The organism is Paenibacillus typhae (assembly GCF_900099765.1).
GTDB lineage: Bacteria > Bacillota > Bacilli > Paenibacillales > Paenibacillaceae > Paenibacillus_AQ > Paenibacillus_AQ typhae.
On sequence record NZ_FNDX01000010.1, the window covers coordinates 72,819 to 99,142 of the forward strand.

Here is a 26,324-nt window from a genome sequence, read left to right on the forward strand (position 1 = left end):
TCGAAGGGTGGTAACATGAATGAATCTGGGTGCGCTCAACGTCAATGTAATTACACTGTTTGTGGAGGATCTGCATAAGACCAGGAGGTTCTATGAGGATGTATTCCGGTTGTCGGCTGTATACGAAGACGAAGTATCAGCAGTTTATAATTTCGGTAATATGAGCATTAATCTGCTGAATATTTCCGAGGCAGCAGGACTGATTCAGCCGGCCAAGCCTGCTGGCCCGGAGTCCGGTTCACGGTTCCAGTTTACCATTCAGGTTGAGGATGCAGATGCAGCAGCCCGGGAACTGGCACAACAAGGGGTCGAACTGCTGAACGGTCCGGTGGACAGGCCTTGGGGCGTACGAACCCTGGCTTTTGCAGATCCGGCAGGCCATATATGGGAGCTCGCACAGCCGCTGTCATGAAATGACAGAAGTCTCTAACGGACACAGATGCCGTTATTTGCTGACATTTAGCTCTTCTCCCAGGCTAACGGACACAGATACCGTTATTCAGGCCCTTGAGCCCCATTTTGGGCAAAAGTGTGCCAGATAACGTCGCTGGTGTCCGTTAGATTGTGATTATGCCAATTATTCCGAAGATAAGGTCATCTGAGTCCGTTAGCAGAGAAGCGTGACAGAGTACTGGTGCTGGTGCTGGTGCAGATTACTGAACCCCAGTAATTTTGTGTTACTAAAGGTAACGGGTGGCACAAAGATTAGTGCAATAATGTGCCCCATGCGGCGCGGGAGTCCTATAAACTGTAGCTATGCGAAAATACCTAAGATAAGCTCGTTAGAATCTGCTGAGGAGACTCGCTTAGCAGTGAGATGAGACTCGTACAGGGCAGCATCCCATGATTCTGATCAAATACAAGGGCAGGGCGAAGCGGCCCTTGCTCTGTCGGCCAACACCCTCCCAAAGGGTGTTTTTGTGCTGCTTTTGATCTTCCCAACGAAGAGGATGAAAGGGACGGAGCGGATTTTGGAACTGTAGGAGCGTAGCGTCCGCCTTTGTCTTCGGATTTCACCCGCTGACAGCGGTATAAATAAAGGAAATCCGAAGACAACAGCGGCCGGAAGTCCAAAAACCGCGGAAGTCCCGCAGTATCCTCCCAGCTCCAATATCCAGGCACAGAAACACCCTTTCCCCCTCCCATTCATACGCTATAGGCAAAAGCCTTTATAAAGGAGCGACGGGAATGCTGAGGATTAAGCTGAATGAGCTGGCAAAAGGAGCGGACAACGTGCTGCTGCAGACGGATGTGTGGAAATGGGACGGCATCGGTTGGAATGAATATGTGGCCCAGCAGGAGGAGGATTTCATCCGGGCGGATGATGAGCTGTTCGTAACGCTTCCCGCAGAGGCCGGGCTCTACCGGGTAGATTACTACATCAAGCCTCTAGAGCTGCTGGAACCGCTCGATGTGCTGGGCGCAGAGGGAGCAGGCGGTCTGCGGGCAGAGGTGCTGCATCCGGCCCCGTTTAAGACCAAGGAAGGTACGCTGTGGGGTTACATCAACAATGAAGGGCGGACCGCAATTGAGCCCAGATACGAGTATGCCGAGGATTTTCAGGAGAACGGGCTGGCAATTGTACAGCGCAAGAACAGCAGCGGGCTGATTGACAGCAGCGGACGCGAAAAGGTCAAACCCTACTACTCCTTTATCGCTCCGTTTGCCGAAGGCAGGGCGGTCGTGTCGGATGCCAAAGGCTATACGCTGATTGATGAAAAGGGCAGGGAAGTCACCGCGGCACGGTATGATTATCTGAATTCGCTGCATGAGGGGCGGGCGCTTTTTTCCAGACAAAGTACTACAGCCGGCGGTTCCCGCTACGGATACATTGATGCGCAGGGCAAGGAAGTGCTGCCAGCCGTTTATCTGGATGCAGGTGATTTCATGAATGGAACCGCTCTGGTAAAAACAGCCGAAGGCGAATATGCGCTGATTGATAAGGACGGCAAGGTGCTGCATACGTATAAACACGCTTACGTAGGGAATCCGGGCGACGGGCTGCTGGCCTATCAGGAGACGGATAACGACAAATACGGCTATCTGAACCTGGACGGAAGTGTTGCGATCAAGCCGCAATTTACGGCTGCGCTGCCTTTTTCGGAAGGGCGGGCGGTGATCAACACAGCGGAGAATTACGGCAACGCCTACGGATTGATCGACAAGCAGGGCAAACAGATCATCCCGGCCACCTATTACGAGGTGCAGCAGCTGGGCGAAAACCGGGTCGCGCTGGGAACCCCGGTCTATGCCGACCAGCCGTACCGCGGGTCCCGCTATGTCATAGCAGATGCTGTTACCGGAAGAATACTGAGCAATCATCCGCTGCTCGGAGTGAACAATTACCAGCATGGGCTGGCTTCAGTCTATGATGCCAAAGAGACTTACTTTATTGATAAAAGCGGAAAAAGAGCGTCGCAGCCGCCCGTCATCGCCGGTTCCGGCACCTTATCCTTCAGCGGCAGCCTGATCCGTGCGGATGTTGATCAGCGAACTGCGTATTATGACCGCAAAGGCAAGCAGGTATGGCGGCAGAACGGCGTCATTCCGCTCCGGCCTCCTTACTCTGTACTGGAGAAAAAATATAAGCCGAACAGAGACTATCTTGTCTACTACCCGGTTATTGAAGGCATTGCGGATATTGAAGTGTCCAAGGCCGTCAACAGCAGGCTGCGCAGCCTATCCAAGGCTGAAGGTGTTTCAAGCGATGGATCAAAGCAGGATTTCAGCTACACCGGTGATTTTGCCGTGGAATTTTTCCGTAAAAACCTGCTTGTGCTGGAGCTCAGCGGCTACAATTACCCGTTCGGTGCAGCGCATGGCATGCCTACTATGCTGTATGAGCATATCAATCTGCGAAGCGGCAGATTTTATACGCTCAGTGATCTGTTTAAACCCGGCAGCAGATATGTTGAAAAGCTTAGTACGATCGTCGGCAAGCAGATTGCGAATGATCCGCAGTATTCTTATGTTTTCCCGGATACGTATAAAGGCATCACGGCAGACCAGCCGTTTTACGTGGATGAAGAGGCGTTGTATCTGTATTTTGCACCCTATGAGATCGCTCCATACGCTGCCGGCTTCCCGACCTTCCGGATTCCCTATGCAGAGATTATGGGCCTGATTTCGACGGAAGGCGATTTCTGGCAGTCCTTTCATTAAACAAAATAAACAGCAGGGCCGATAAATAGAATAGCAAGCTGTATAAGCAACGAAGACTGCTTCCTGTGATCCGGGAGGCGGTCTTTTGCAGATATAAATGGACAAGCTTTTCTCTAAATCTTGCAGTGTAAATATTTAGCAGCGCACAGCTGATAGTTTTGTGCTACAATGACTGAGGAAGAAATGACAACTTTGTAATAATTGGTGCCCACACACTTGCAGCACTACAAATCCTACAACAAGAACAAGGAGATGGCATAATGAATAGCAAAACAGTAAAAGCATTGATTGGTGGAAGTGTAGCAGCGGTAATGGCGCTGAGCATTTCGCTTCCTTCACAGGCTGACGCGGCCAGCGGGACTACTACGGTAGAGAACAATCCAAGCTTTGCCCAATTCGTTCAATACTTCGCTCAATATAGCAACAAGGCATTTTATTTTAACGGGAATACAGTAACGGTATCGAAGTTCAAGCCGCCGGTTGTGCCGCAGAAGACTGCAGCACCGGCAGCTACCGCTACACCTGCCCCAACTGCTAAGCCTGCGGCAACAGCGGCACCGGCAGCCACGGCCAAGCCGGCGGCTACCGCCAAGCCAGCAGCAACACCGGCACCGACAGCCGCACCGGCTGCAACTGCGTCCACACAGTCATCTTATGTGAAACAGGTAGTAGACCTGGTGAATAAAGAGCGCGCTGCAGCCGGATTGTCTCCGGTGGCAGCCCTGGACAGCCTGAACAAGGTAGCAGCGGCCAAGGCGGCGGATATGCGTGTTAACAATTACTTCTCCCACACTTCGCCTACGTACGGATCGCCTTTTGACATGATGAAGTCTTTTGGCATAACCTACCGGGCAGCCGGTGAGAACATCGCCATGGGCCAGAAAACCCCGCAGGAAGTGATGACGGCGTGGATGAACAGTGCGGGCCACCGTGCCAACATTCTCAGCGCTAACTTCAATTACATCGGTGTAGGCTACGATAATAACTATTGGGTGCAGGAATTCATCGGTAAATAAGTCTCCTGACGGACACAGACTGTAATCTTAATAAATAATACAAAGGACTGTCTGGACAAGCCGCTAAACGGCCTGCTCCAGTGCAGTCCTTTTTTTGACGGAATCCGGCCGGTCAGGAAATGCCTGCCTCCCAGATCGGCTCGGCATACAGGTTTTTCAGCCGGCTGCTGCATTCCTTGCCTGTGTCGTAGGAGCGGTCACCCAGCCGATGCACGAAATGCTCCTTAGCCAGGGCCTCCTCCGCTGCTGACGTACTGTTCAGCCATGAGGCAAGCGCCCGCAGGACGGTCCGCCCTTCTGCCAGCGCCTGCTCCCACAAGTCCCAGACACTTTCGGTACGCACCTCGGAATAAAGGGCGGAATGCCGCCACTCGCCGTGTCCTTCGTTTAAGTAATCAAGCTGCTCTTCAGCAGGGGACAGCGGCCGGGAGAAGAGCCGGAGGGCTTTGCCGCGCAGCAGGGATTTCTTCCAGCCTCTGGGATCGTACAGGAACTTATGGGCCAGCAGCATATCCAGGTAGGCTTCGTCCCACATCTCGCGTGGAATTCTGCCGGTCTCGGGATACCAGCGGGAAGCCGTGTCGTGAAGAATGCTGTGCACGCTGAAGGGCAGATGAGAGCCTACATTGATTTGCTTCCAGGCTGCGTGCAGCCAGTTATCCATCTGCTTCAGTGCCTTCATGAACAAAGTGTCCAGCACAATCTCAAAGCGCTGGTGATTCCGGTGCTCATAGCCTGCCTTCCAGTTGATATAAGGATGAAGATTGCGGTCAAGCAGATGATGGGTGATGAACCCGAGAAAGTACTGCTGGGCTTCCCGGCGCTCTCCGGCAGACAGGGCCAAAGTCCGCTCCCAGCATTCGACCAGCACCGGGCCGCAGTGCTCAGTATGCATGACATCGCCGAGCCGGAGCGCCCGGGTTTCTTTTTTCCAGGGAAAAAAGCTGTGATACAGCAGGAAATCGGGCCCCTGGCAGCCCAGCTGAAACAGCTCAGGATGTTTTTTGAAGTCATCAAGAAAAGCAAATTCCCCCTGAAGCTCCGCTGCAAGCTGTTTTCCGTACTCCAGATGCATCCAAATGTTCGGCATTCTCCCACCCCTCAGACTCGTTAGTTTTCTCCTGCATACAGCCCGAATATTAAAAGAAAGTGAAAATGGGTTGCCTGCATTGTAATGCCCCGTGCGTATTTGCAAATTGTGTATAGAAGAATTATGTTTATTTACATACGTTAAGAAGTTTGTAAAATGTGGAACAATGGAGAATAGAGGCATACGGAGGGATTGCTTTGAAGGATGCAAAATGGACCTGGCGCAGTGTAAGCCTGATTTCTGTCGCGGCTACACTTCTTTTAATTGTGGGCTTTGTATATGCAGTAGGCGATATTATCAATCCCCAAGGGGAGGCACTGACCGGCTCTCTGCCGCAGGAAACCGCAGCGCCGGTACCGGCCGCAGCAGGTGAAGTGAAGATTCTGGCACTGGGAGACTCGCTGGCCAAGGGTACAGGCGACAACAGCGGCAGCGGTTTTGTCAGACGGACGCTGGACGGGCTGACGAAGGACGGAGGCCAGGCACAGCTGCTCGGCAATATGGGAATTAACGGTCTGACTACTGCCGGGCTGCAGACGAAGCTGAAAGAGGAAGGCGTCCAGTATGCGCTTCGTCAGGCGAGCGTAGTGCTGGTGTCCATCGGCGGCAACGACCTGTTCCGCGGCTCGGATATTCTGGGCAACGGAATCGGGGGTGAGGCAGGCCCGGCGGGTGCAGACCAGACTCCGGCTGCAGATGCTGAGGGCAGTACAAACGCAGTTGAGCCCGGCGGCGTTCTTGACGGGAAGCCCAGCGCGCTTGTTACCTCTACTCCGAAGCCGAATGAAGATGAGCTGACACCGGAAGCGCTGCTGGCTGCCCTGCCGGATGCGGCAAAGCGGCTGGGAGAGATTCTGGAGACCATTGCCGGGATTAATCCGGAAGCGCAGGTCTATTATGTGGGACTATATAATCCCTTTGGCGATATTGAGGATCTGCTGGTGCCGGGCAATCAGGCGGTGACCGCCTGGAACAGTGCGGCGATGGACATCATCAACACGCACAGCAATATGACGCTTGTTCCTACCTTTGATTTGTTTAACCGCCATTTGGACAAGTATCTCTCAAGTGATCATTTTCACCCGAACGGCGACGGCTATCAGCGGATCAGCGAGCGGATTGTACAGGCTATACGGTAATAACGGAATGGAATCTAAGAAAGACCAGAATGAACGTCAAGCAAGGAGCGGTGTGTATATGGCAAAAGAGAGAGGCGCAGAGCCATCAGATATTGTGTTGTCCGTAAAAGGCGTCCGCAAAAAAATCAGCCGCAAATGGATTATAGACGATGTCACTTTTGACGTGAAGGAAGGGGAGATTTTCGGGTTTCTTGGACCGAACGGCGCTGGCAAAACGACTACCATCCGGATGCTCGTCGATCTGATCCGTCCGACAGAGGGTACTATTACCGTCTGCGGCTATAACGTTAACCGTAATCCTGAAAAAGCGCTCCAGTACGTAGGGTCGATTGTGGAGAATCCGGAGGTCTACACCTATCTGACCGGCTGGGAAAATCTGCAGCATTTTGCCAGGATGCAGCCGGGAGTGGATGAGCAGCGGATTGCTGAGGTAGTGGACATCGTCCGTCTTGATCAGCGTATTCACGACAAGGTCAGCACCTATTCCCTCGGGATGCGGCAGCGGCTCGGTATTGCCCAGGCGCTGCTCGGGCGTCCGCGGCTGCTCATTCTGGATGAGCCGACAAACGGGCTTGATCCCAAAGGGATCAAGGAGCTGCGTGAATTTATCCGTAAGCTGGCCGAAGGCGGACTGGCGGTATTTGTCTCCAGCCATCTGCTGAGCGAAATTCAGCTGCTGTGCGACCGGGTGGCGATTATCAGCAAGGGGCGGGTGCTCGCCGTCGGCGGTGTAGATGAGCTTGTAGCCCGCAACTCCCCTTATGTGCTCTGGGATCTGGCGCCGGTTCCGGCGGCCAGGTCGATCCTGGAAGAGCATGCCGGTATCCGGCTGCTGGGGCTCGATGAAGTTACTCTCGACGACTCGGTAATTGCCGGAATGGGCGGGGGCTCAGTCATCACAGCCATGGACGAAGCCCTCATTCCGGAGACTGTGGCTGCGATGGTGGCAGCAGGAGTGGCGGTAAATGCCGTGCATAAAATCAATCCTACACTGGAACAGCTATTCTTGAAGCTAACGGAAGGTGAATCTATTGACTAATCTGCTTCCGCTCATCCGCAATGAGTGTACCAAAATAATAAAAAAGAAGCGCTTCTATGTTATCCTGCTGATTCTGCTTGTGCTGGTGCCGATGTTTACCTATGCGCAGATGCGGATTGCCGAGCGCAGCCGGGACAAGTTCAACTCGGACTGGCGGCTGGAGATCCAGCAGCGGATCACCGACAACCAGAATTCACTCAGCAGCGACCGGATTCCGGAGGAGTGGAAATCGTACCGGAGGATTTTTATCCAGCAGCTGCAGTATTATCTGGACCACGATGTCAATCCCAATGAGCCGAGCGGGGTCACCTTTACCCGTGAGTTTCTCGATAATTCGGTTTCCCTGTTCATTCCCCTGCTGATTATGGCGGTTGCTTCGGATCTGGTATCCGGTGAACGGACGACGGGCACCATCAAAATGCTGCTGACCCGCCCGGTCAGACGCTGGAAGGTGCTGTTCAGCAAAATGGCCGCCCTGCTCATGTTCGTGTCCCTGATCGTGCTTTCGGTATTTGTGATCAGCTACCTGATATCCGGGCTTGCTTTTGGCTATAAGGGCTTTAATATTCCCGTGTTCACGGGCTTTCAGCTGAGCGGGGATACCGTGGATATGAGCGGCGTGCATTCAGTGCCCCAGTGGAAGTACCTGCTGATGCAGGGCGGGCTGATCTGGTTCGTGAGCGTAGTTGTTGCCCTGCTGGCCTTCATGGTTTCGGTTCTGGTGCGCAGCACGGCGGCCAGCATCGTAGTGATGATGGCAGCGCTGATTGCCGGCACGATCCTGACGAACATGGCTGCAGCCTGGTCAACCGCGAAGTATTTGTTCATGGTCAATCTGGGTCTCACCGGTTATTTGGCAGGTACGCCAGCGCCGATTGAGGGAATGACACTGCCCTTTTCACTCGCGGTATTGTCCGTTTGGGGGCTCGCCGCGATAATCATTTCATTCGCCGTCTTTACGAAACGGGATATTTTGAATTAGAATGAACAAAGTGAACGAAAACGTTTGTTTGCATTTCAGAGTAAGTGAGATAAAGAAGGAGGAGCATGAATGCTCGAACAGATCGATATGTTTGCAAAAGTCTCCAAGGACGGCGAAGCAGGCCGGACCGGATACGATGCTGACGACATTCAGGTGCTCGAAGGTCTGGTTGCGGTCCGCAAACGGCCCGGCATGTATATCGGCAGTACGAGTTCATCGGGACTGCACCATCTTGTATGGGAAATCGTGGATAACGCCGTTGATGAGCATTTAGCCAAATTTTGTTCCAAAATTGATATTACATTGCGTAAGGACGGTTCGGTTACCGTCATTGATAACGGGCGGGGGATCCCGACCGGAATGCACAAAACGGGAGTGCCGACGCCGCAGGTTGTGTTTACGATTCTGCATGCAGGCGGTAAATTCGGCGGCTCCGGCTACAAAAAATCAGGCGGGCTGCACGGCGTAGGCGCTTCTGTCACCAACGCCCTGTCCGAGTGGCTGGAGGTTGAAATTTACCGTGACGGCAAAACCCACCGCCAGCGGTTCGAATATTGGGTGGACAAGAGCGGCAAGGAGCATGTAGGCGAGCCTGTAACCGGCCTCGAGGTTCTGGGTAATACGAACAAGACCGGTACGAAGATTACCTTCAAGCCGGATATTCGCGTCTTCGCAAACGGCATAGCCCTGAACTACGACACGCTTGCGGAACGGGTGCAGGAGATTGCCTTCCTTAACTCGGGTCTGCGGATCACCCTGAATGACGAGCGCAGCGGACGCCAGGATGAATATTTCTACGAAGGCGGCGCCAGTCAGTTCGTGCAGTTCCTGAACGAAGGCAAGGATACGCTGCATGACGTCATCCACTTCAGTTCGGAGAAGGATGAGATCGAGGTTGAGGTAGCATTGCAGTATAACGCAGGCTATACCGAAACGCTGGCCTCGTTCGTCAACTCCATTCCTACCCGCAGCGGCGGAACCCACGAGACCGGATTCAAGACGGCCTATACGCGCGTAATGAATGATTACGCCCGCCGGACGCAGCTGCTGAAGGAAAAGGACAAGAATCTTGAAGGCAACGATCTGCGCGAAGGCATGATGGCCGTCATCAGCGTCAAGATGGCTGAGGTCGAGTTCGTCGGCCAGACCAAGGATCAGCTCGGCAGCGCCTCTGCCCGCAGCGCCGTCGATTATATCGTGGCCGAGAACATGGCCCGCTTTCTTGAGGAGAACCCGCAGGTGGCCCAGAGCCTGCTGAAGAAGTCGATTCAGGCTTCCAAGGCCCGTGAAGCAGCGCGCAAGGCAAGAGACGAGATCCGCAGCGGCAAGAAACGCAGCGAGAGCTCCAATCTCGGCGGCAAGCTGTCTCCGGCCCAGTCGAAGGATGTTACACGCACCGAGCTGTTCATCGTCGAAGGGGATTCCGCCGGCGGCTCAGCCAAGCAGGGCCGTGATTCCAAGATTCAGGCGATCCTGCCGCTGAAGGGCAAGCCGATGAATCCGGAGAAGGCCAAGCTGCTTGATATTCTGAAGAATGATGAATACAAAGCGATTATTTCGGCGATCGGTGCCGGGATCGGCCCTGATTTTGCCGTTGAGGACAGCAATTATTCCAAAATCATTATCATGACTGACGCCGACACGGACGGCGCACATATCCAGGTGCTGCTGCTGACCTTCTTCTACCGTTACATGAAGCCGCTGATTGATGCCGGCAAGGTCTTCATCGCCCAGCCGCCGCTGTACAAGCTGACCCGCAAATCGGGCAAGCTGGAAACCGTGCGCTATGCCTGGAGTGATGAAGAGCTGCAGAACTACCTGAAGGAGTTCGGCAAGAATTTCGAGCTTCAGCGTTATAAGGGTCTAGGCGAGATGAACCCCGAGCAGCTGTGGGAGACAACGATGAACCAGGACACCCGGACCCTGCTCCAGGTGCAGATAGAGGATGCCGCCAAGGCGGAGCGCCGCGTCTCCACCCTGATGGGGGACAAGGTCGACCCACGCAAGCGCTGGATCGTAGAGAATGTTGATTTTACGGAGATAATCGAGTAGCAGCGGCCCGTCAGCGGCTGTTGTGCTTTGCAGTTTACGGCGGGATGCACGTTTAACCCGCCTTTGCTTTACACATGCCGCAGCTTATGTGCGGCATGTGTTTTAGCGGAAGTGACGATTGCTTCCGTGATTGTTGATTTTGGTGATACACGTGCGGAGCTGGCGGAATTGTTCTGTAGGAGCGTTAGTGTTTGCCTATATTCTTAAATATTAATTTTGCTGTAGAGACTGAATTATAAATTGAATAAGGAGAAGTGACGGAGGGGAATTTTGGAACTGTAGGAGCGAATGCGACCGCCTGAAAGCTTTTCGCAGAAAAGCTAGCTACGGAAGCATATGCTGTCTGCGGATTTCAACCGCGAATAGCGGTACAATTGAAGAAATCTGCAGACAACAGCGGCCGGAAGTCCAAACATTCTCTGGAGGCACAGCGGAGCCCTGAATCGGAAAAACTATAAAATTCAATCTCAACAGCGGTTTTAATGAAAGAATTAGGACAACGTTAGCGCCGGAAGAACAATCCAGCCTGCGAAGCCCCACGTGAATCACTGAATCAAATGCTCGGATAGATTGAGGAACAGAAGGTGAGCCAAGTGAGCAGTTTATCAGAACAATTTTCGCCGGCTTTTCTGGAAGAGGTCGTCGGTGACCGCTTTGGCCGGTATTCCAAATATATTATTCAGGACCGGGCAATTCCCGATGTGCGGGACGGGCTGAAGCCCGTGCAGCGCCGGATTCTGTATGCCATGTACGACTCGGGGAATACCCCGGACAAGCCGTACCGCAAATCCGCCAAAACCGTCGGTGACGTTATGGGTAATTACCATCCCCACGGTGACTCCTCCATCTATGACGGCATGGTCCGTATGGCCCAGCCGTGGAAAATGGGGCATGTCCTGGTAGACGGACACGGCAACTGGGGCTCGATGGATGATGACCCGGCGGCTGCGATGCGTTATACCGAGGCCCGCCTGTCGCCGATTGCGATGGAGATGATGCGGGATATCGAGAAACGCACGGTCCTGTTCAAGGACAACTTTGATAATACCGCGAAGGAACCGGTAGTGGTGCCGTCGCGTTTTCCGAACCTGCTGGTCAATGGTACAAGCGGGATTTCCGCCGGCTTTGCGACTGAGATTCCGCCGCATAACCTGCGTGAAGTGATCGACGCCTGTATTGCCGTCATGCAGAAGCCGGATATCTCTCTGGAGGACATCATGACCTTTATCAAAGGTCCCGATTTCCCGACTGGCGGTACGATCATGGGCGGCGACGGAATTATGGATGCTTACCGCACCGGCAAAGGGCGGATTTACCTGCGCTCCAAGACCGAGATCGAAAACTTACGCGGCGGCAAGCAGCAGATTGTCATTACCGAGGTGCCCTTCCAGATCGTGAAATCGCGGCTGGTTACCTCGATGGAGAATATCCGGCTGGAGAAGAAGATCGACGGCATCGCGGAAGTCCGCGATGAGAGCGGCCGGGAGGGCCTGCGCATTGTAGTCGAGCTGAAGAAGGATGCCGATGCCCAGGGCGTTCTGGCTTACTTGCTCAAAAAGACCGATCTGCAGGTTACGTATAACTTCAACATGGTAGCCATTGTGAACAAGGCGCCGCAGCAGCTTGGCCTCAAAGCGATCCTGGAGGCTTATATCGCCCACCAGCGCGAGGTGGTAACCCGCCGCACCCAGTTTGACCTGGAGCGGGCAGAGGACCGTGCGCATGTGCTGGAGGGACTGGTCAAGGCTCTTAATATCCTGGACGAGGTTATTGCAGCAATCAAGGCTTCCAAGAACCGCCAGGATGCCCAGAACAACCTGGTCTGGATGTTCGGCTTCAGTGAGCGTCAGGCAGATTCGATTCTTACCTTGCAGCTGTACCGCCTGACAAACCTGGAGATTCATTCATTGCAGAAAGAACTCGATGAAATGATGGCACGGATCAACACATTGAACGGTATTCTGAACAGCGACAAAAAGCTGATTGCCGTTATCCGCAAGGAACTGCTGGAAATCCGCGATAAATACGGTATTGACCGCCGCTCGCTGATTCAAGGTGAAGTTGAAGAATTGAAGGTCAGCCTTGAAGTGCTGGTTAACGCAGAAGATGTGCTAGTAGCGCTGTCAGCCGACGGCTATATCAAGCGGACCGGCATGCTGTCCTTTACCCGCTCCGGCGGTGAACGCCATGCTTCCGGGGTCAAGGACGGCGATCATATCGTCAGGCTGCTCGACCTCAATACCCGGGACAGCCTGCTTGTCTTCACCCGCAAAGGCCAGTACTTCCTGCTTCCGGTTCACCAGATACCGGAATTTAAGTGGAAGGAGCCGGGGACGGCCATTGTCAACGTCATTAGCCTCGCCAAGGGTGACAGCGTTGTAAGCATGCTGCCGGTGGGCAATCTGGACGATCCGCAGTCCAGCCTTGTATTTGTTACGCGCAAGGGCCAGGTGAAGCGTACGGAGCTCAAGGAGTATTCTACCAGCCGTTCAGGGGCTGTAGCCGCCTGCAAGGTTGCTGATGGCGATGAGATCATTACAGTAGCCCTCAGCAGCGGGGACAAGGACATTGTACTGGTGAGCCGTGACGGAATGTGCATTCGTTTCAAGGAAAGTGAAGTGAACCCGATGGGCCGTGTGGCCAGCGGGGTTAGAGGCATTCAGCTGCGTGAAGGTGACGAGGTGGTCTCCTGCTTCTGGGTAAGTGAGGATGAGGGAGAGATCCTTGCGGTTACAGATATCGGTTACGCCAAGCGCAGCCTGCTGGTAGATTACCCTTCACAGAGCCGAGGCGGCAAGGGGATGCCGACCTTTGAGTTCAAGGAAGGCAAGCGTGTTAAACCGAACGGCAGCCGGATCGCCGGCGCGTTCCATTGCAAGGAGCCGCTGGAGCTGATGGCCATTACCCGCGACGGGCAGGTACACACCTTCTCATCCGAATCGGCACCGCTTGGCGAACGGCGTTCCATAGGCAAGGCCATGTTTCCAGTGGAGAAGAAGGATGAGATTATTACCCTTTTCCCGGCCATTAAATAGCGGAATAAAGCCGGTGAAGATAATCTAAATGACAACGGCGCATGTGCAGCTTTTTGGGAAGCTGAGACATGCGCCGTTTTATTTTTTTAATTGCTGCAGGCAGGACTTCCGGACTGTTTCAGAATTATTTTTTTGTTTAGCAGGAAATGGAATTTATTTCTCGAAAATGTAGATATACCGGATTGAGATCCGCAGGGAAAGGAAGGAATAAGTGTGCACTCCTCTGAATTCAGTAAAATCTGGCACAAAATTTTAAAGGACTACAAATTACATATGGACAGCAACCTTGCCCCTACACTGACAGATGCCCAGCTCACCGTATTGGAACTGCTGCAGGAAAGAGATGCGATGAAGCCTTCTGATCTGGCGCCTCATCTGGCTACCAGCCCGGCGGCAGTAACGATGCTGCTTGACCGGATGGAGAAGAACGGCCTGATCGTACGTGAACGCGATGCGGCAGACCGGCGGATTGTCTGGGTGAGCATTACCGAGGTGGGCCGGAAGGAAGCAGCGCGCGGATTAAAAGTGCGGAGTGATTTTTTCGCCGAAGCGCTCGACCCGATTTCATCGCATAACCAGCAGCTTCTGCTGTATCTGATGGGGAAGATGGCGGTAGCCCCGGCACCTGAAAGCATGACACCGTAAACTCTGGTTTTATACAGGTCATCTGCTTTCGGAAACGAGGATCGTGCGCGTTAACGAATCAGATGACAAAATACCACTTATACAGTGCTTAAGCAGTATTCTCATTATAACGGTTGCCACGTACAGCAAGTGCTTGCGCCGGATTGATAGCGCCAAGCCCTCAAATCAAACAGGCCATCCTCAGCGGATGGCCTGTTTCTGCACCTGCTGCGGCCACAGATCCCAGGGATGGGCCTGCGGGGGCAGCGAGATGAGCTCAATCTCTTCTTTGGTGACCGGATGCGGGAAGCCGACAACAGCCGACCATAGGGCGATCTGCTGGCCCGGACGGTTAACGGCAGCACCGTATTTCTGGTCGCCGAACAGCGGGCAGCCGATCCCGTTCAGCTGCACACGAATCTGGTGCGAGCGTCCCGTAAGCAGATCGATCTTCAGCAGGCTGTAGCCTTCTGCGGTGCCCAGCACGGTATAGTCAAGAATAGCTTCCTTGCCGCCGGACGTGCCTTTGCGGACAATGGAGACGGTATTGCTCTTCGCGTCCTTAAGCAAAGTGTTGACCAGCCGGCCCTGGGAGGCGGGCGGCTTGCCGTGGACAACGGTCAGGTACACCTTGCGGAAGGCATGGGTGCGGACGCTGTCCGACAGCCGCGAGGCTGCCTTGGACGTCTTGGCGAAGATCATGGCGCCGCCTACCGGACGGTCCAGCCGGTGCACAAGCCCCATGAAGACATTGCCGGGCTTGTTATACCGTTCCTTAATATCCTCCTTGAGCAGGCTTAGGAGATCAGGGTCACCGGTGGCGTCTTCCTGAACAGGAATATTCACCGGCTTCACAATGCCAAGCAGATGATTGTCCTCGAACAAAATCTCAAAACGCGACTGTCCGCCGGACGGTGCTTCTCCTGTACCGTTATGCTGCATATTCATGGCTTACGCCTCCCAGCGGCCCAGAATTCCGCATGGCAGGTTCATGCCGGAGGCTGTGATCGGCAGACCGATTTCGCCCGAGGTCAGCTTGCCGCCGTAACGCTTGCCCATGGTCATAGAGAGCATATTGCGCAGAACAGTCGGCGAAATGCCGGTGGTGTAGGAATTGATCAGCATGAACAGCGGTCTGTCGCTCATGATCTCCATACAGCTTTCGAGGAACGGGTATAGGCTGGACTCCAGCTTCCACATTTCGCCCCCGGGTCCGCGGCCGTAGGACGGAGGGTCCATGATGATCGCATCGTATTTGCTGCCGCGGCGCTGTTCACGCTGAACGAATTTGAATACGTCGTCAGTAATGAAGCGGACCGGACGCTCGCCGAGACCGGACAGCTGGATATTTTCTTTTGCCCACTGAACCATGCCCTTGGCTGCATCGACATGAACGACCGAAGCGCCTGCACTGGCTGCAGCGACAGTAGCTCCGCCGGTATAAGCGAACAGATTAAGCACAGAAATCGGACGGTTTGCACCGGCGATCTTGTCCATCATCCAGCTCCAGTTCGCCGCCTGCTCAGGGAAGAGGCCCGTATGCTTGAAATTAGTCGGACGCAGGTGGAACTTCAGCTTGCCGTAGCTGATCTTCCAGTCATCCGGAATACTCTTTTTCATTTCCCATTGACCGCCGCCGGAGGAGCTGCGGTGATAATGTCCGTGCACATCACGCCATTTGGCTGTTTCCTGGGCCAGCGGCCAGATAATCTGCGGGTCCGGACGGCGCAGGATAATGTCGCCCCAGCGCTCCAGCTTTTCGCCGCCTCCGGTATCAATAACTTCGTAGTCTTTCCAATCGCCTGCAATATACATCATTAATCCATCCTTCAAAAATTCATTTAGATTTTATTGTACAACATTTAACAGGGCGGCTACAAACAAAAAGGTTACGAAGCAGCGGCTATTCTCAGCTTACCCATCCTGTCTGCTTGCCATAATGCCCTAATCCAATAATAGTAAGGCTTTATATGCAGTTATTGATTGTGTATGATCAGAGGAACGGGAAGCGGAATATCACCGGAAGAATGGAGGAAATGTCGTGTACAATCTGGCAGAGCTGTATTATCCGATCACCGCCAGACCGGGCGGGACGGGGGAGTTCAGCCCGAGCAAGGCGCTGAGGCCATATATCCGCTGCTATTGGGGCACTGTACCAGCACCGGAAGCTGATCCTGCCGGAAGCTTAGCGCTGACGGACAAGTCGGACAGCCGCCGGGCGGCAGGCGAAATAATCATCCCCGATACCTGCATGGACATTATCTGGGAGTGGGATACGGCCACAGGTGCTGCCGGGGGCGTATTTTGCGGGATCAATGATACTCCGTTTGAAGTGGACGGAGACGGACAGACTGCGGGCAGGCAGCGTTTTGCCATCCGGTTTCATTTCTGGGCTGTGCATCTGTTTGCGGATGAGCATCTCCGGGATGTAAAAAATTTTTACGGCGAGGTTGACCGGTATTTCAGGTCGTTCCGCAAAGAGCTTGGGGAACGACTGGCAGCAGCCCGGACACTAACCGAGCGGATCGCCTGGACCGAAGAGTACCTGCTGCGCTGCCTGGATAATGCGGGCAGTGTCAACAACGGGCTAATGAACGCGGTACATGCCCTTTTACAGGCAAAAGGAGTGAAGACGGTATCCGGGCTCTCTGCCGAATCGGTGCTCAGCAGCCGGCAGCTTGAGCGGCTTTTCCGCGATTATATCGGTATTTCACCGAAACAGACAGCCGATCTGGTCAGATTTCAGAATGTTTGGCGGAATCTGTATTGTCCGACGCCGCAGTTCCGGGATATTCAGGATCTTGTCCATAGCTTCGGTTACAGCGATCAGTCTCATTTTAACAACAGCTTTAAGAGGTTTGCCGGCCGGACTCCGCGGGAAGCACTGGTGTATGCGGGAAAATGAATGTCGCATTTTTACAATACGGGGCCTGTACGGACGGTTAGAATGGATACAGTAGCCGGACAAGGCTGACAACCTATATGAAAAGAGGGAGCTAAGCATGATCTCAGCTTTTGAAGGTATTAATCTGTATACGAAGGACACCGCTGCTCTCGCAGCTTTCTATTCGGAGATTCTCGGTATTCCCGTTCCCTTCGAGGGATTCGGCAACAGCGACGGGGCGAAGATCGGCTTTGAGGGCGGACTGCCGGGAATAATAATCTGGGACGAGCATAAGTGGGGCAAGCATACGACAGGCGTTGTCAATCTGGTGTTCTCCTGCAGCAGCCTGGATGAGACCTACGCTGAGCTTAAAGCCCGCGGGCTTGATTGCGAACCGCCTGTTACGATGGAATACGGGGGCAGGGAGATGAATTTCCGGGACCCGGACGGCAACGGAATTACTTTGCTTGAAGGCGCATATTAAGTAAATGATGATTCTCCGAATATAGGATGTAAAAGAGGTAACCGGACAATGGCCAGACTGCAGGGCTGCTGTCCGGTTTTTATATGTTGACAATGAGAATCATTATCAAATAGAATAAGGGTAATTAATCCTGGCTTCGGGGCACGTTCACGGGCCGTTATATACTTCATGCATAACTAGGGAGGACAGATTCATGGCTAAGGTGCTTGTGGCTAATGCCAGCTTAACCGGTAACACGGAGGAGATTGCAGAACTGATCGCAGAGGGGATACGCCTGGCAGGCGGAGAGGCCGTTTTGAAATCGGTAACCGACTGTAATGCGGATGAGATAAATAACTATGAGGCTGTATTGCTGGGAGCTTATACCTGGGGGGACGGTGAGCTGCCTGACGAGTTCCTTGATTTCTATGAGGAGATGGATGAGCTTGATCTGGCCGGCTTCAAGGCAGCTGCGTTTGGCAGCGGAGATACCGGATATTCTATTTACTGCGGTGCCGTTGACCTGATTGAAGAAAAGCTGAAGGAGCGCGGGGCAGAAATCGTGCAGGAGAGCCTGAAGATTGAATACGGCCCGAACGCGGCGGAAAAGGATAGCTGCCGGAACTTCGGACGCCAGTTTCTTGAGACCTGCGCGGCGGTTTCTTAACCATGGGCGGCGCGGCAGGAACCATCGGGACGGTACAAGCGGATACGCCGGCGGTACGGTACGCCAGGCTGAATGATTTCCGCATGGAGCATATCATGCTGGGCGGTGCTGAATCGCTTGCCGGCGGAGCTGCTTCGACCGGGCTTCCCCGCTGGAGGCAGCAGGTACAATATGCAATCGGCCACACGCTGAACGATTTCTACAGTCTGCAGCCTGCGGTGCGCCGGGAGACGCCGATCCAGTTCCTGCTGGAGCGGCGCTGGCCGCTGAGGAGCAGCGCTTTTCCGTCGCTGATGCATTATTGGGATGTAAAAACGGCGGTAGGCGATGAGCTGATGCGGCTTGCACCGGTCAATCATACACATGAGATTCCTGTCATGCTCTATGAGCAGTGGCACACGCCCGTTCCTGAGCTTGAGGTCGAGCTGGCAATGATCTTTCAGCTGGCCTGGAATTCGCAGCGCAGCGGCCGCTGCCTGAACATCCAGAAATTCATGGTGTCAGGCAATGAGGATGTCATTACCGGTTTCCTGCACATGGCCAATGTGTTCTGTCATAAGGCTTACGGGCAGCCGGCGGATACGGTTGAAATCTACTCGTTGCTGGACAGCCGGAGGCATATTTTTGACGGGGCAGGCGTACCGCTTGCGGAATCACTGGATTATGTGCGGCTCCTGTCCGTCTTCCTGGAGCAGGACAGAGCAGCGGACCGGAATATCAGTGTAGAGGAAGACAGAAATGAGAAGAACGAGGCCGCCCTGGGCGGGTTCGGACTGATGTAATTCATACAGACAGAGCCTGTTCTGTAAGAAAGCCCCCTTCCTCCGGCAAATCTGCCGGAGAAAGGGGGCTTTGACCTATTTTAAATGGAGCCGGTGTACTGGTAATAATCCTGCCTGTTCAGTACGACAAAGCCGCAGCTTTCGTACAGCTTCAGCGCATTCGGATTGTCCAGGGCCACTTCGAGGTTCACCCCGTTATAATTGCGGCTCTCCCGTTCTATCGTCTGCTGCAGCGCACTCCGTCCGATCCCGAGGCCGCGCAGCTTCTGGTCAACGGTGAAGCCGTATATCCAGGTCTCGTTGTTCTCTGTCCAGAGCCGCATTTTACCGGCCGGGCGGCCGTTCAGCTCGATGATGATATGCTCCTGAAGCGCTTCATGCCGCTGCTCCTCGAACATTTCCGCGGCTTCTTCCTCGGTCACATCAAATCCCGCGCTGTCCAGCTGAATGAGAACTGAGGATTCGTCCTCACGGGCCGGGCGCAGCGTAACCGTTCCGGCAGCAGAGCTGGTTTCCCCAGGCCCCTGCAGGGCTGCCGCCGAATCCCACTTCATCTGGTATTCGGCATGATTGAACTCCAGAGGCAGAGTCTTCAGGAAGCCCGCGGCAGATGCCGAGGCCGCCGGGGCATTTAGCAGCAAGGTAGAAATATTGCGCTTACGGATTTTATCCTGAGCAAGCTGCCATAGAGAGGTGAAGACGCCCCTGCGCCGGAAACCCGGCCGGACCATACCGCACACCTCCATTTCGCCGCCGAAGCCGTACAGGCCGATGAAGCCGACCAGCTGCCCCTCCTCATAGGTTACGAGGTATTCTGTTCCTCCCGTGTCCGAAGTATGGCGGAGCATATCCCAGTTCAGCTTCAGGGAGATTCCCTCATATTGCTCACAGCGCTGCTGGAGCTCTTCAATATCCTTTAATATATCCGCAGAATTCAAATCCGTTTCCTCCTCAAGTTGAGCTAATACGCTTAACGCTCTGCGTGCTCCCCAAGGAAACGGGCCGCTTTATGATGCGCTTCCGTCTCCGCTGAGCACGTCCGAATATTCCTTGTGCCGTTCGAACTGCTTGGCGGCATAAGGGCATTCCGGAATAATTTTTACACCCGCTTCACGGGCTTTTTCCACTACTTCCCGTACCAGCTTCTCGGCGGTACCCTGCCCGCGCAGCTCTTCCGAGACAAAGGTATGATCAACAATCCAGTTACCTGTAGCCTCTTCCAGCCTGTATGTAATCTCGGCAAGATCCTTTCCTTCACCGGCAATATACAAACGGCCTTCACCTTGTTCAATTTGTCCCATATTCTTCACTCCTGCCCTGTAATATGGCTTTATTTTACTATTTCAAATGACAAAAAGCGAGGTCTGGCAGTAAAAGGATGTTTACCCGGCGGCCAAACGGGGTTAATAAGAAACTAATCGGGCCTGTAGCTCTGTAGGCCTTGTTTCTATCCGCAAGCTTAATCAACAGAAGCACTATTCGACGCAGCTAGGCCGGCAGTATGGACATTCATGCTTTCCGGCGGCCCACTAAACTTGGTGTAAGCTTTCGAAGCGAGTTTCGTCCGAAGAGACTCATGGAAGCTGAAGCTAACCAAACTACTAGGAGGAAATATCATGAATACTACAATTCGTCTGACTGAAAGATCCGGCTCGGCTTCCGCAACGCGGAACAAAGGCTTTGTACCGGTTGTCGTCTACGGTGCAGGTTCAGATACACAATCCTTTTCGGCAGATGCCAAGGCCATTACTGAAATTGTCGGCAAAAACCCCCGGGCGATCCTCAAGGTCGAGCTTCCGGATTCCGGCACCAAAAATGCTGTAATTGCAGAAATTCAGCGCCAGCCGCTCTCCCGTAAGCTGCTGCATGTGGATCTGCATCAGATTGATATGAAATCGGAGCTGGATACCAAGGTAGCCTTCCAGTTCACAGGCGATCCTGCCGGTGTAAAAGCTGGCGGCATCCAGCAGGTCGAGCTGTACGAGCTGGACATCAGAACATTGCCGGATAAGCTGACGCCTACCTTTGAAGTGGACATCAGCAATCTTGAAATCGGTGATCAGCTGCTGGTATCTGACCTGCCGAAGCATGAGGGCTGGGAAATACTGACACCGGAAGACACGCTGGTTGTGCGGATCTCGCCGCCGATTGTGCATGAAGATCCGGCAGATAGCGAAGCTGTGGAGGAACCGGCAGCTGTGGAGACTGCTGCAGACGAGGGTACAACAGAGGAGTAATCCCCGAGGCTAAACGGCGAGTGACTATAGACTGGAATTGTATTGTAGGAGCAGACAGTCTCTTTTGGGAGCTGTCTGCTCCTTTTAGCTTGCTATGAGTGTAATATAAAGCTAAGGTTACTGTGGGAAAATGTGAAGCAGTAGTTTTCGTTCCAGTTTGCCGGGTTAAAAAGGAGGCACGTAATGGAGCTGTACAGATTTGATCAAGCTTGCGGTAAAAAAATTTCACAATTTAATTCGGATTTTATCATGTCTCGAATTATTCAGCTCAATGGGACTGCCCATATCGGGTGCATGTACCTGGAGGCTGACGGTGTTGTTGGATATCATCAGGCGGTAACCCCTCAAATTCTCCTTATCATTACTGGTGAGGGCAAGGTAAGAGGTGAGAATAACGAATACATAAAGGTTCAGGCAGGAGATGCTGTATTCTGGCAGAAGGGGGAGTGGCACGAAACCATTACATCCCATGGCTTGACTGCAATGGTAATCGAAAGTGAAGAATTATCGCCGTCCTTATTTATGACTACTAAGTAAATAGAAGCAGGCTGGCGTAAATTGGATTCCCTTGGTGAACACAAGTAAAATAAACGGGAATGTCCAATCAACTTCAATATGCGCGTACGGGAGGATAAATCAGATGACTGATAAAGCAGAACTGGTTCTAGATGCACGGGCAGTGCTGGGCGAAGGTCCGCACTGGAATGATGCAGACGGCAAGCTGTACTGGGTTGATATAGAAGGCAGGCAGCTGCGCAGCTATGACCCGGCGACAGGCAAGGAGCAGGCGGTTACGTTCGGGCAGAGAATCGGTGCAGCCGTCCCGGACGCTGCAGGCGGCTGGATTCTTGCGCTTCAGCAAGGGATCTACCGGTATGACGGCAGCAATCCGGACCAGCTTGAGCAGCTGGCCGAGGTGGAGCCGGAGCTGCCGGGCAACCGGCTGAATGATGCCAAATGCGACAGTACCGGCAGACTGTGGTTCGGCTCAATGAGCATGGGCTCAGAACAATCGGCTGGGAGTCTGTATGTGATGGAGCGGGACGGGAAGGTGCGGCAGGTGCTGAGTGGAGTCGGCATCTCCAACGGTCTGGCTTGGGATGACCGGCTCGGCCGCATGTACTATATTGATTCTGTAACCAGAGCGGTGGATGTCCTGGATTATGATCCGGAGTCCGGAAAAGCAGACAACCGCCGGGCGATTATTCATCTGCCGGAGGGCAACGACGTTCCGGACGGGATGACGATTGACCGTGAAGGCATGCTCTGGGTCGCCCAGTGGGGCGGCAGCTGCGTGTCGCGCTGGAATCCCCATACCGGAGAGCAGATCGGCAGGGTTGAAGTGCCCGCGCTGAATGTAACCTCCTGCACCTTCGGCGGTGAAGCGCTTGATGAGCTGTACATCACAACCGCACGCAACGGGATGAGCGAAGAAGAGCTGGAGCGCTGGCCGCTGACAGGCGGTCTGTTCCGGTTCAAGCCGGGCGTGCAGGGGATTGCGGCTAATATTTTCCGCAGCCTAAGCTGATACTCCGTTTAAGCGGGGGAATCGGAACACATGTATATGGGAGGCAAACTTCATAGCACAAAACCCGCGACCTAACGGACACCAACGTCCTTATTTTGCGGTAAACCTGCTAATTCTGTTTCTAACGGACCCAGATGACTTTATTCGCGTCTGTTGAGGCCGGATACGGGCATTTATCTAATAATAAAGGCGCTGGAGTCCGTTAGGCTTGAGAATTGCCAGTTTTAGTTACATTAAGGGCTGCTGTGTCCGTTAGAGTACCCATAATGACAATTTCAGTTTTGGGCAGGGGGAGAAAGGGACTGCGGCACCGGACAGATGGCACTTTACCACTCACTCAATCTGCGCCAAGCTGCTCCTCCAAAACTGCCGTTCCATAACTACTCCTCCAAAACTTTTCATTTCAGAGCTGCCTTTCCTTCAGAGCAGCTCCAATCAGAAAAGGCCGGAACCCCCTGAACAGGAGATTCCGGCCTTTTTTTCTATAAATTGATCTGCAGCCTGCATTGCTAAACTAGCTGGCAACACTATGCGGCAGGAGCATCGCCTTGGGCTGCCGCAGAGGCTCTGCCTCTGGTCGAGACATAGCTGAACCAGGCACCGGCCAGAGCCATCACGGCCAGGACTGCGGACAGCCAGGGGATTGACGTTAAGCCGAAGGAGTTAATCGCAGCTCCGCCAAGATAAGCTCCCGCTGCATTGCCCAGATTGAGCGCAGAGTGGCTGGAGGTTGTGGCTAATAGCGGTGCTTTGTGTGCCAGATTCATAATCCGCAGCTGGATGCCCGGCATAATGCCGAACGCGGCAATGCCCCAGAGGAAGATGTTAACGACCGCCAGTACAGGCTGCTGGAGGGTTAAGGTCAGCAGAGAGATGACCACTGCCAGTACAGCAAAGTTGACCATCAGCGACGGCATCAGCTTCCAGTCAGCCAGCTTGCCCCCTACAATGTTGCCAAGCGTGACGCCCACCCCAAACAATACCAGAATCCAGGTCACACTTTGCTCGGCAAAGCCCGTAATCCCCTGCAGCATTGGCGTAATGTACGTGAACAGGGAGAACAGGCTTCCGCACCCGAGGGCTCCGGTGAGCAGGATCAGCAGCACCTGCGGATTGAAGAGGCCCCTCACCTGTTCACGCAGGTTCGCAGTTTCCTGCTGGGCAATTACCGGAATGAACCGGATGATGCCGAATAATGAAATGATTCCTAGTACAGTAATAGCCCCGAAGGAAGCCCGCCAGCCGAGCTGCTGGCCGATAAAGGTTCCAAACGGTACACCGATAATATTCGCTACAGTCAGACCGGCCAGCACTACTGATACAGCACCGGCGCGTTTGTCAGGCTGAACCAGTCTCGCAGCGATAATGGTCCCCACCCCCAGAAATGTGCCGTGTGCAAAAGCAGTAAATACACGTGCAGTAATCAGGAGCAGATAGGTGGGCGCAATCACGGACACCGCATTGCCTGCGATGAAGATGCCCATCAGGATGACGAGCAGCTTTTTCTGCGGCAGCTTGTGGGTGAACACAGTAAGGATAGGCGCACCGATGGCTACACCAAGCGCATAGCTGGTAATCAGCTGGCCGGCTTGCGGTATGCTCACCCCAAGATCACTGGCGACATTGGGGAGCAGGCCCATAATGATGAACTCGGTCATGCCGATTGCAAAAGCGCCTAAGGTAAGGCAGAGAAGGGACAGCGGGAAACGGTCCTTCGACTGCCTGGACCCGGAACGGTTTTTGACTTTGTTAATATTCATGAGGCCGGCCCATCCCCGGCAGCATTATCGGACCAGTCTTTGCATACATCAACCCATTCTTTTGCCCCTGAAAACTGGGCCAGCTCCCCGCAGGTCAGCTCAATGGCCGAATTCGTGCTGCCGCAGGCAGGGAATATAGTGGTGAACCGCTTCATGGACACATCCAGGTAAACCTCCAGCTCCCGGGCGAGACCAAACGGGCAGACACCGCCGATTTCATGACCGGTTTGCTCCAGAACCTCCTCCGGAGTGAGCATCCGCGGTTTAAATGCAAAGGTCTCCCTGAACTTTTTGTTATCTACCCTGGCGTCTCCTGCGGCTACAATCAAAATGGCGTTTTCTCCGGAACCGCGGAAGGACAAGGTTTTGGCGATCCGGGCCGGAATGACACCGATGGTGGCAGCAGCCATATCCACGGTAGCGCTGGAAGTGGTGAACTCCAGTACATCCTGCTCCCGTTCAAAGGCGCGGAAATGTTCTTTTACTCTGGCAATAGACATAGCTGACACTCCTTTTTATGAATATTCATGAATTACAACGATATTTCATACATTTTCACGTTGCATTTCATTTTAACGGTTTTCAGCGGTTTGGGCAAAAGAAACCTGATGGATCATCCAATCCGTTCAGCCTGAGAAAGCATTTACTATGGATAAAACAGCTAACGGGGTGGGACAGATGGATATAAGTGAAATCAAAGGGGCCTATGACTGTATCGTCAGCCTGGGCAGCTCCTGTGAGCCGGCGGCTCATTTGCGCAGAAAGGGGCTCAGGAGCTTTTCTTCACCGCTTGATTGGGTGGTTTCATTATCGCTTACGGATGTGAACAGGCTGCTCAGCAGCCGTTTTGCAGGTTATATGGAGATTGAGAATATGTCGCCGGTCGAGGGAAATGATGTATTTGTGGAGAATGAAGTGGTCATGCCGGTCAAATCCTATTTTATTAAGGATTTTTATTACAATGTAATATCGGTTCACGATTTCCCGGTGCTTGACGGGCAGGAATGGAGCGCGGCCTATCCCGGTTTCAAGAGCAAAATCGAGATGCGCAGCCAGCGCCTGCTGGACCAGCTGGCCGTCAGCCGCAGAACCTTATTCATCCGCTGGGGCAGCACGTACGAGGAAGCGGCCGCGCTTCAACAGACGCTAAGGCCCCTGACCGGCGGAGAGTTTCTGATCCTGATTGTGAACGGGGTCGACGGGCTGGAAAGTGTGATTAATAACGGGTGGGGATACCCTGGCATCTGCTCGCTCAGCATCCCGAACCGGGCAGGGGATAACGAGACCTGGGACTATTTACTGGACGGCATCGTCAAACAGGAGGCATAACCCGCTACAGCAGCTTTTCGGTGCTCCGGATAACCTTCTGAAGCAGGGCTACAAGCGTGTCAGATTCCTCCTCCGTCAGCTCGGCGGTCATTCTGGCATTATGCCCGTCCAATATCGACTGGAATTCCGGGGCAAATGCCAGTGCCTTGGCAGTAGGGTACAGGTGGGACGAACGCCGGTCCTTCGGATCGGGCTGCCGCTCAATGTATCCCAGCTGCTCCAGATGCTTGACCGAACGGGCTGTAGTCGCTTTGTCGAATTTCATTTCATTTGTCATCTGGTCCTGGGTAATGCCGGGATTGCCGAGAATCAGCTTGAGGAAGCTGTGCTGTCCGCCGCTGCCAAGCCCGTAGGGCTGAAGCTCCCTGCTTAATATTTTGGTATTCTGGCGATGAAGATAAGCGATCAGCTTGCCGACGGGTTCTTTGTTCACTACGGACACCTCTTTGGATTAATGCGGCAGAACATTCCTGACAGAATTCCCGCCCTTGCCAAAAGTTTACCGCAAACTTGTTGCGCACGCAACTAAATTGCT

At 53.7% G+C, this 26,324-nt stretch carries 25 protein-coding genes; 17 read left to right on the forward strand and 8 right to left on the reverse strand.

Going from position 1 to position 26,324, the window contains the following annotated elements; genetic code table 11:
• Positions 1-19 precede the first annotated feature (19 nt).
• The 3 genes from BLR64_RS11240 to BLR64_RS11250 all read left to right on the forward strand — a co-directional run bounded on the left by BLR64_RS11240 (position 20) and on the right by BLR64_RS11250 (position 4,178).
• Positions 20-412, forward strand: a complete 393-nt coding sequence (locus BLR64_RS11240) for a VOC family protein (RefSeq protein WP_090714210.1) — start codon at positions 20-22, stop codon at positions 410-412.
• Between the two features lie 776 nt (positions 413-1,188).
• The gene (locus BLR64_RS11245) at positions 1,189-3,162 is read left to right on the forward strand and encodes a WG repeat-containing protein (protein ID WP_090714211.1); all 1,974 of its coding nucleotides are present in this window, start codon (positions 1,189-1,191) and stop codon (positions 3,160-3,162) included.
• A gap of 260 nt (positions 3,163-3,422) precedes the next feature.
• On the forward strand, positions 3,423-4,178 hold the full coding sequence (locus BLR64_RS11250; protein WP_090714212.1) for a CAP domain-containing protein: 756 nt from the start codon (positions 3,423-3,425) through the stop codon (positions 4,176-4,178).
• Between the two features lie 112 nt (positions 4,179-4,290).
• Here the strand turns inward: BLR64_RS11250 and BLR64_RS11255 are convergent, their stop codons facing one another.
• Positions 4,291-5,268, reverse strand: a complete 978-nt coding sequence (locus BLR64_RS11255; protein WP_090714213.1) for a zinc dependent phospholipase C family protein — start codon at positions 5,266-5,268, stop codon at positions 4,291-4,293.
• A 197-nt stretch (positions 5,269-5,465) separates the two neighbouring features.
• Here BLR64_RS11255 and BLR64_RS11260 point away from each other — a divergent pair, with 197 nt between their 5' ends.
• From BLR64_RS11260 to BLR64_RS11285, 6 genes are all read left to right on the forward strand, one after another.
• Positions 5,466-6,407: a GDSL-type esterase/lipase family protein gene (locus BLR64_RS11260; protein ID WP_090714214.1), complete on the forward strand. Its 942-nt coding sequence runs from the start codon at positions 5,466-5,468 to the stop codon at positions 6,405-6,407.
• A gap of 58 nt (positions 6,408-6,465) precedes the next feature.
• Complete coding sequence (locus BLR64_RS11265; RefSeq protein WP_244157674.1) at positions 6,466-7,446, forward strand: ABC transporter ATP-binding protein; 981 nt, start codon at positions 6,466-6,468, stop codon at positions 7,444-7,446.
• Positions 7,439-8,428 (forward strand): ABC transporter permease, encoded by a 990-nt coding sequence (locus tag BLR64_RS11270; protein ID WP_068726255.1) that lies wholly within the window; start codon positions 7,439-7,441, stop codon positions 8,426-8,428. Before BLR64_RS11265 ends, BLR64_RS11270 begins: the two co-directional genes overlap by 8 nt.
• A gap of 69 nt (positions 8,429-8,497) precedes the next feature.
• Positions 8,498-10,480, forward strand: coding sequence for a DNA topoisomerase IV subunit B (gene parE / locus BLR64_RS11275; protein WP_090714216.1), 1,983 nt, complete (start codon positions 8,498-8,500; stop codon positions 10,478-10,480).
• 593 nt (positions 10,481-11,073) lie between these two features.
• Positions 11,074-13,515: a DNA gyrase subunit A gene (gene gyrA / locus BLR64_RS11280; protein ID WP_090714217.1), complete on the forward strand. Its 2,442-nt coding sequence runs from the start codon at positions 11,074-11,076 to the stop codon at positions 13,513-13,515.
• Between the two features lie 213 nt (positions 13,516-13,728).
• Positions 13,729-14,160, forward strand: coding sequence for a MarR family winged helix-turn-helix transcriptional regulator (locus tag BLR64_RS11285; RefSeq protein ID WP_068726261.1), 432 nt, complete (start codon positions 13,729-13,731; stop codon positions 14,158-14,160).
• Between the two features lie 180 nt (positions 14,161-14,340).
• On the opposite strand, the gene BLR64_RS11290 is transcribed toward BLR64_RS11285, so the two are convergent.
• Both BLR64_RS11290 and BLR64_RS11295 read right to left on the reverse strand, forming a co-directional pair.
• A complete protein-coding gene (locus BLR64_RS11290) occupies positions 14,341-15,087 on the reverse strand; it encodes an RluA family pseudouridine synthase (RefSeq protein ID WP_244157675.1) in 747 nt (248 codons plus the stop codon).
• A gap of 3 nt (positions 15,088-15,090) precedes the next feature.
• Positions 15,091-15,954: a class I SAM-dependent methyltransferase gene (locus tag BLR64_RS11295; protein WP_068726265.1), complete on the reverse strand. Its 864-nt coding sequence runs from the start codon at positions 15,952-15,954 to the stop codon at positions 15,091-15,093.
• Positions 15,955-16,180: 226 nt separating this feature from the next.
• On the opposite strand from BLR64_RS11295, the gene BLR64_RS11300 reads away from it, so the two are divergent.
• The 4 genes from BLR64_RS11300 (at position 16,181) to BLR64_RS11315 (ending at position 18,935) form a co-directional block, all read left to right on the forward strand.
• On the forward strand, positions 16,181-17,044 hold the full coding sequence (locus tag BLR64_RS11300) for a helix-turn-helix domain-containing protein (RefSeq protein WP_090714218.1): 864 nt from the start codon (positions 16,181-16,183) through the stop codon (positions 17,042-17,044).
• 97 nt (positions 17,045-17,141) lie between these two features.
• A complete protein-coding gene (locus BLR64_RS11305; protein WP_068726269.1) occupies positions 17,142-17,507 on the forward strand; it encodes a VOC family protein in 366 nt (121 codons plus the stop codon).
• A gap of 193 nt (positions 17,508-17,700) precedes the next feature.
• Positions 17,701-18,153: a flavodoxin gene (locus BLR64_RS11310; protein ID WP_090714219.1), complete on the forward strand. Its 453-nt coding sequence runs from the start codon at positions 17,701-17,703 to the stop codon at positions 18,151-18,153.
• Between the two features lie 2 nt (positions 18,154-18,155).
• Positions 18,156-18,935, forward strand: coding sequence for a hypothetical protein (locus BLR64_RS11315; protein ID WP_090714220.1), 780 nt, complete (start codon positions 18,156-18,158; stop codon positions 18,933-18,935).
• Between the two features lie 80 nt (positions 18,936-19,015).
• On the opposite strand, the gene BLR64_RS11320 is transcribed toward BLR64_RS11315, so the two are convergent.
• Positions 19,016-19,873 carry a GNAT family N-acetyltransferase gene (locus tag BLR64_RS11320; RefSeq protein ID WP_090714221.1) on the reverse strand — a complete coding sequence of 286 codons (858 nt, stop codon included), beginning with the start codon at positions 19,871-19,873 and terminating at the stop codon, positions 19,016-19,018.
• Positions 19,874-19,942: 69 nt separating this feature from the next.
• Complete coding sequence (locus BLR64_RS11325) at positions 19,943-20,236, reverse strand: GNAT family N-acetyltransferase (RefSeq protein WP_068726273.1); 294 nt, start codon at positions 20,234-20,236, stop codon at positions 19,943-19,945.
• Positions 20,237-20,551: 315 nt separating this feature from the next.
• On the opposite strand from BLR64_RS11325, the gene BLR64_RS11330 reads away from it, so the two are divergent.
• From BLR64_RS11330 to BLR64_RS11340, 3 genes are all read left to right on the forward strand, one after another.
• The gene (locus BLR64_RS11330) at positions 20,552-21,172 is read left to right on the forward strand and encodes a 50S ribosomal protein L25 (RefSeq protein WP_090714222.1); all 621 of its coding nucleotides are present in this window, start codon (positions 20,552-20,554) and stop codon (positions 21,170-21,172) included.
• A gap of 183 nt (positions 21,173-21,355) precedes the next feature.
• The gene (locus BLR64_RS11335) at positions 21,356-21,709 is read left to right on the forward strand and encodes a cupin domain-containing protein (protein WP_090714223.1); all 354 of its coding nucleotides are present in this window, start codon (positions 21,356-21,358) and stop codon (positions 21,707-21,709) included.
• Positions 21,710-21,812: 103 nt separating this feature from the next.
• The gene (locus tag BLR64_RS11340) at positions 21,813-22,700 is read left to right on the forward strand and encodes an SMP-30/gluconolactonase/LRE family protein (protein ID WP_090714224.1); all 888 of its coding nucleotides are present in this window, start codon (positions 21,813-21,815) and stop codon (positions 22,698-22,700) included.
• Positions 22,701-23,227: 527 nt separating this feature from the next.
• Here the strand turns inward: BLR64_RS11340 and BLR64_RS11345 are convergent.
• Positions 23,228-24,460 (reverse strand): MFS transporter, encoded by a 1,233-nt coding sequence (locus BLR64_RS11345; protein ID WP_090714225.1) that lies wholly within the window; start codon positions 24,458-24,460, stop codon positions 23,228-23,230.
• Entirely contained in the window at positions 24,457-24,960 is a 504-nt protein-coding gene (locus tag BLR64_RS11350) for a YbaK/EbsC family protein (RefSeq protein ID WP_090714226.1), read from the reverse strand. The genes BLR64_RS11345 and BLR64_RS11350 overlap by 4 nt, the downstream gene beginning before the upstream one ends.
• A gap of 178 nt (positions 24,961-25,138) precedes the next feature.
• On the opposite strand from BLR64_RS11350, the gene BLR64_RS11355 reads away from it, so the two are divergent.
• Positions 25,139-25,789 (forward strand): DUF1796 family putative cysteine peptidase, encoded by a 651-nt coding sequence (locus BLR64_RS11355; protein WP_208607165.1) that lies wholly within the window; start codon positions 25,139-25,141, stop codon positions 25,787-25,789.
• A 4-nt stretch (positions 25,790-25,793) separates the two neighbouring features.
• Here BLR64_RS11355 and BLR64_RS11360 read toward each other — a convergent pair whose 3' ends face one another.
• Positions 25,794-26,222 carry a MarR family winged helix-turn-helix transcriptional regulator gene (locus tag BLR64_RS11360; protein ID WP_090714228.1) on the reverse strand — a complete coding sequence of 143 codons (429 nt, stop codon included), beginning with the start codon at positions 26,220-26,222 and terminating at the stop codon, positions 25,794-25,796.
• Positions 26,223-26,324: the final 102 nt, after the last annotated feature.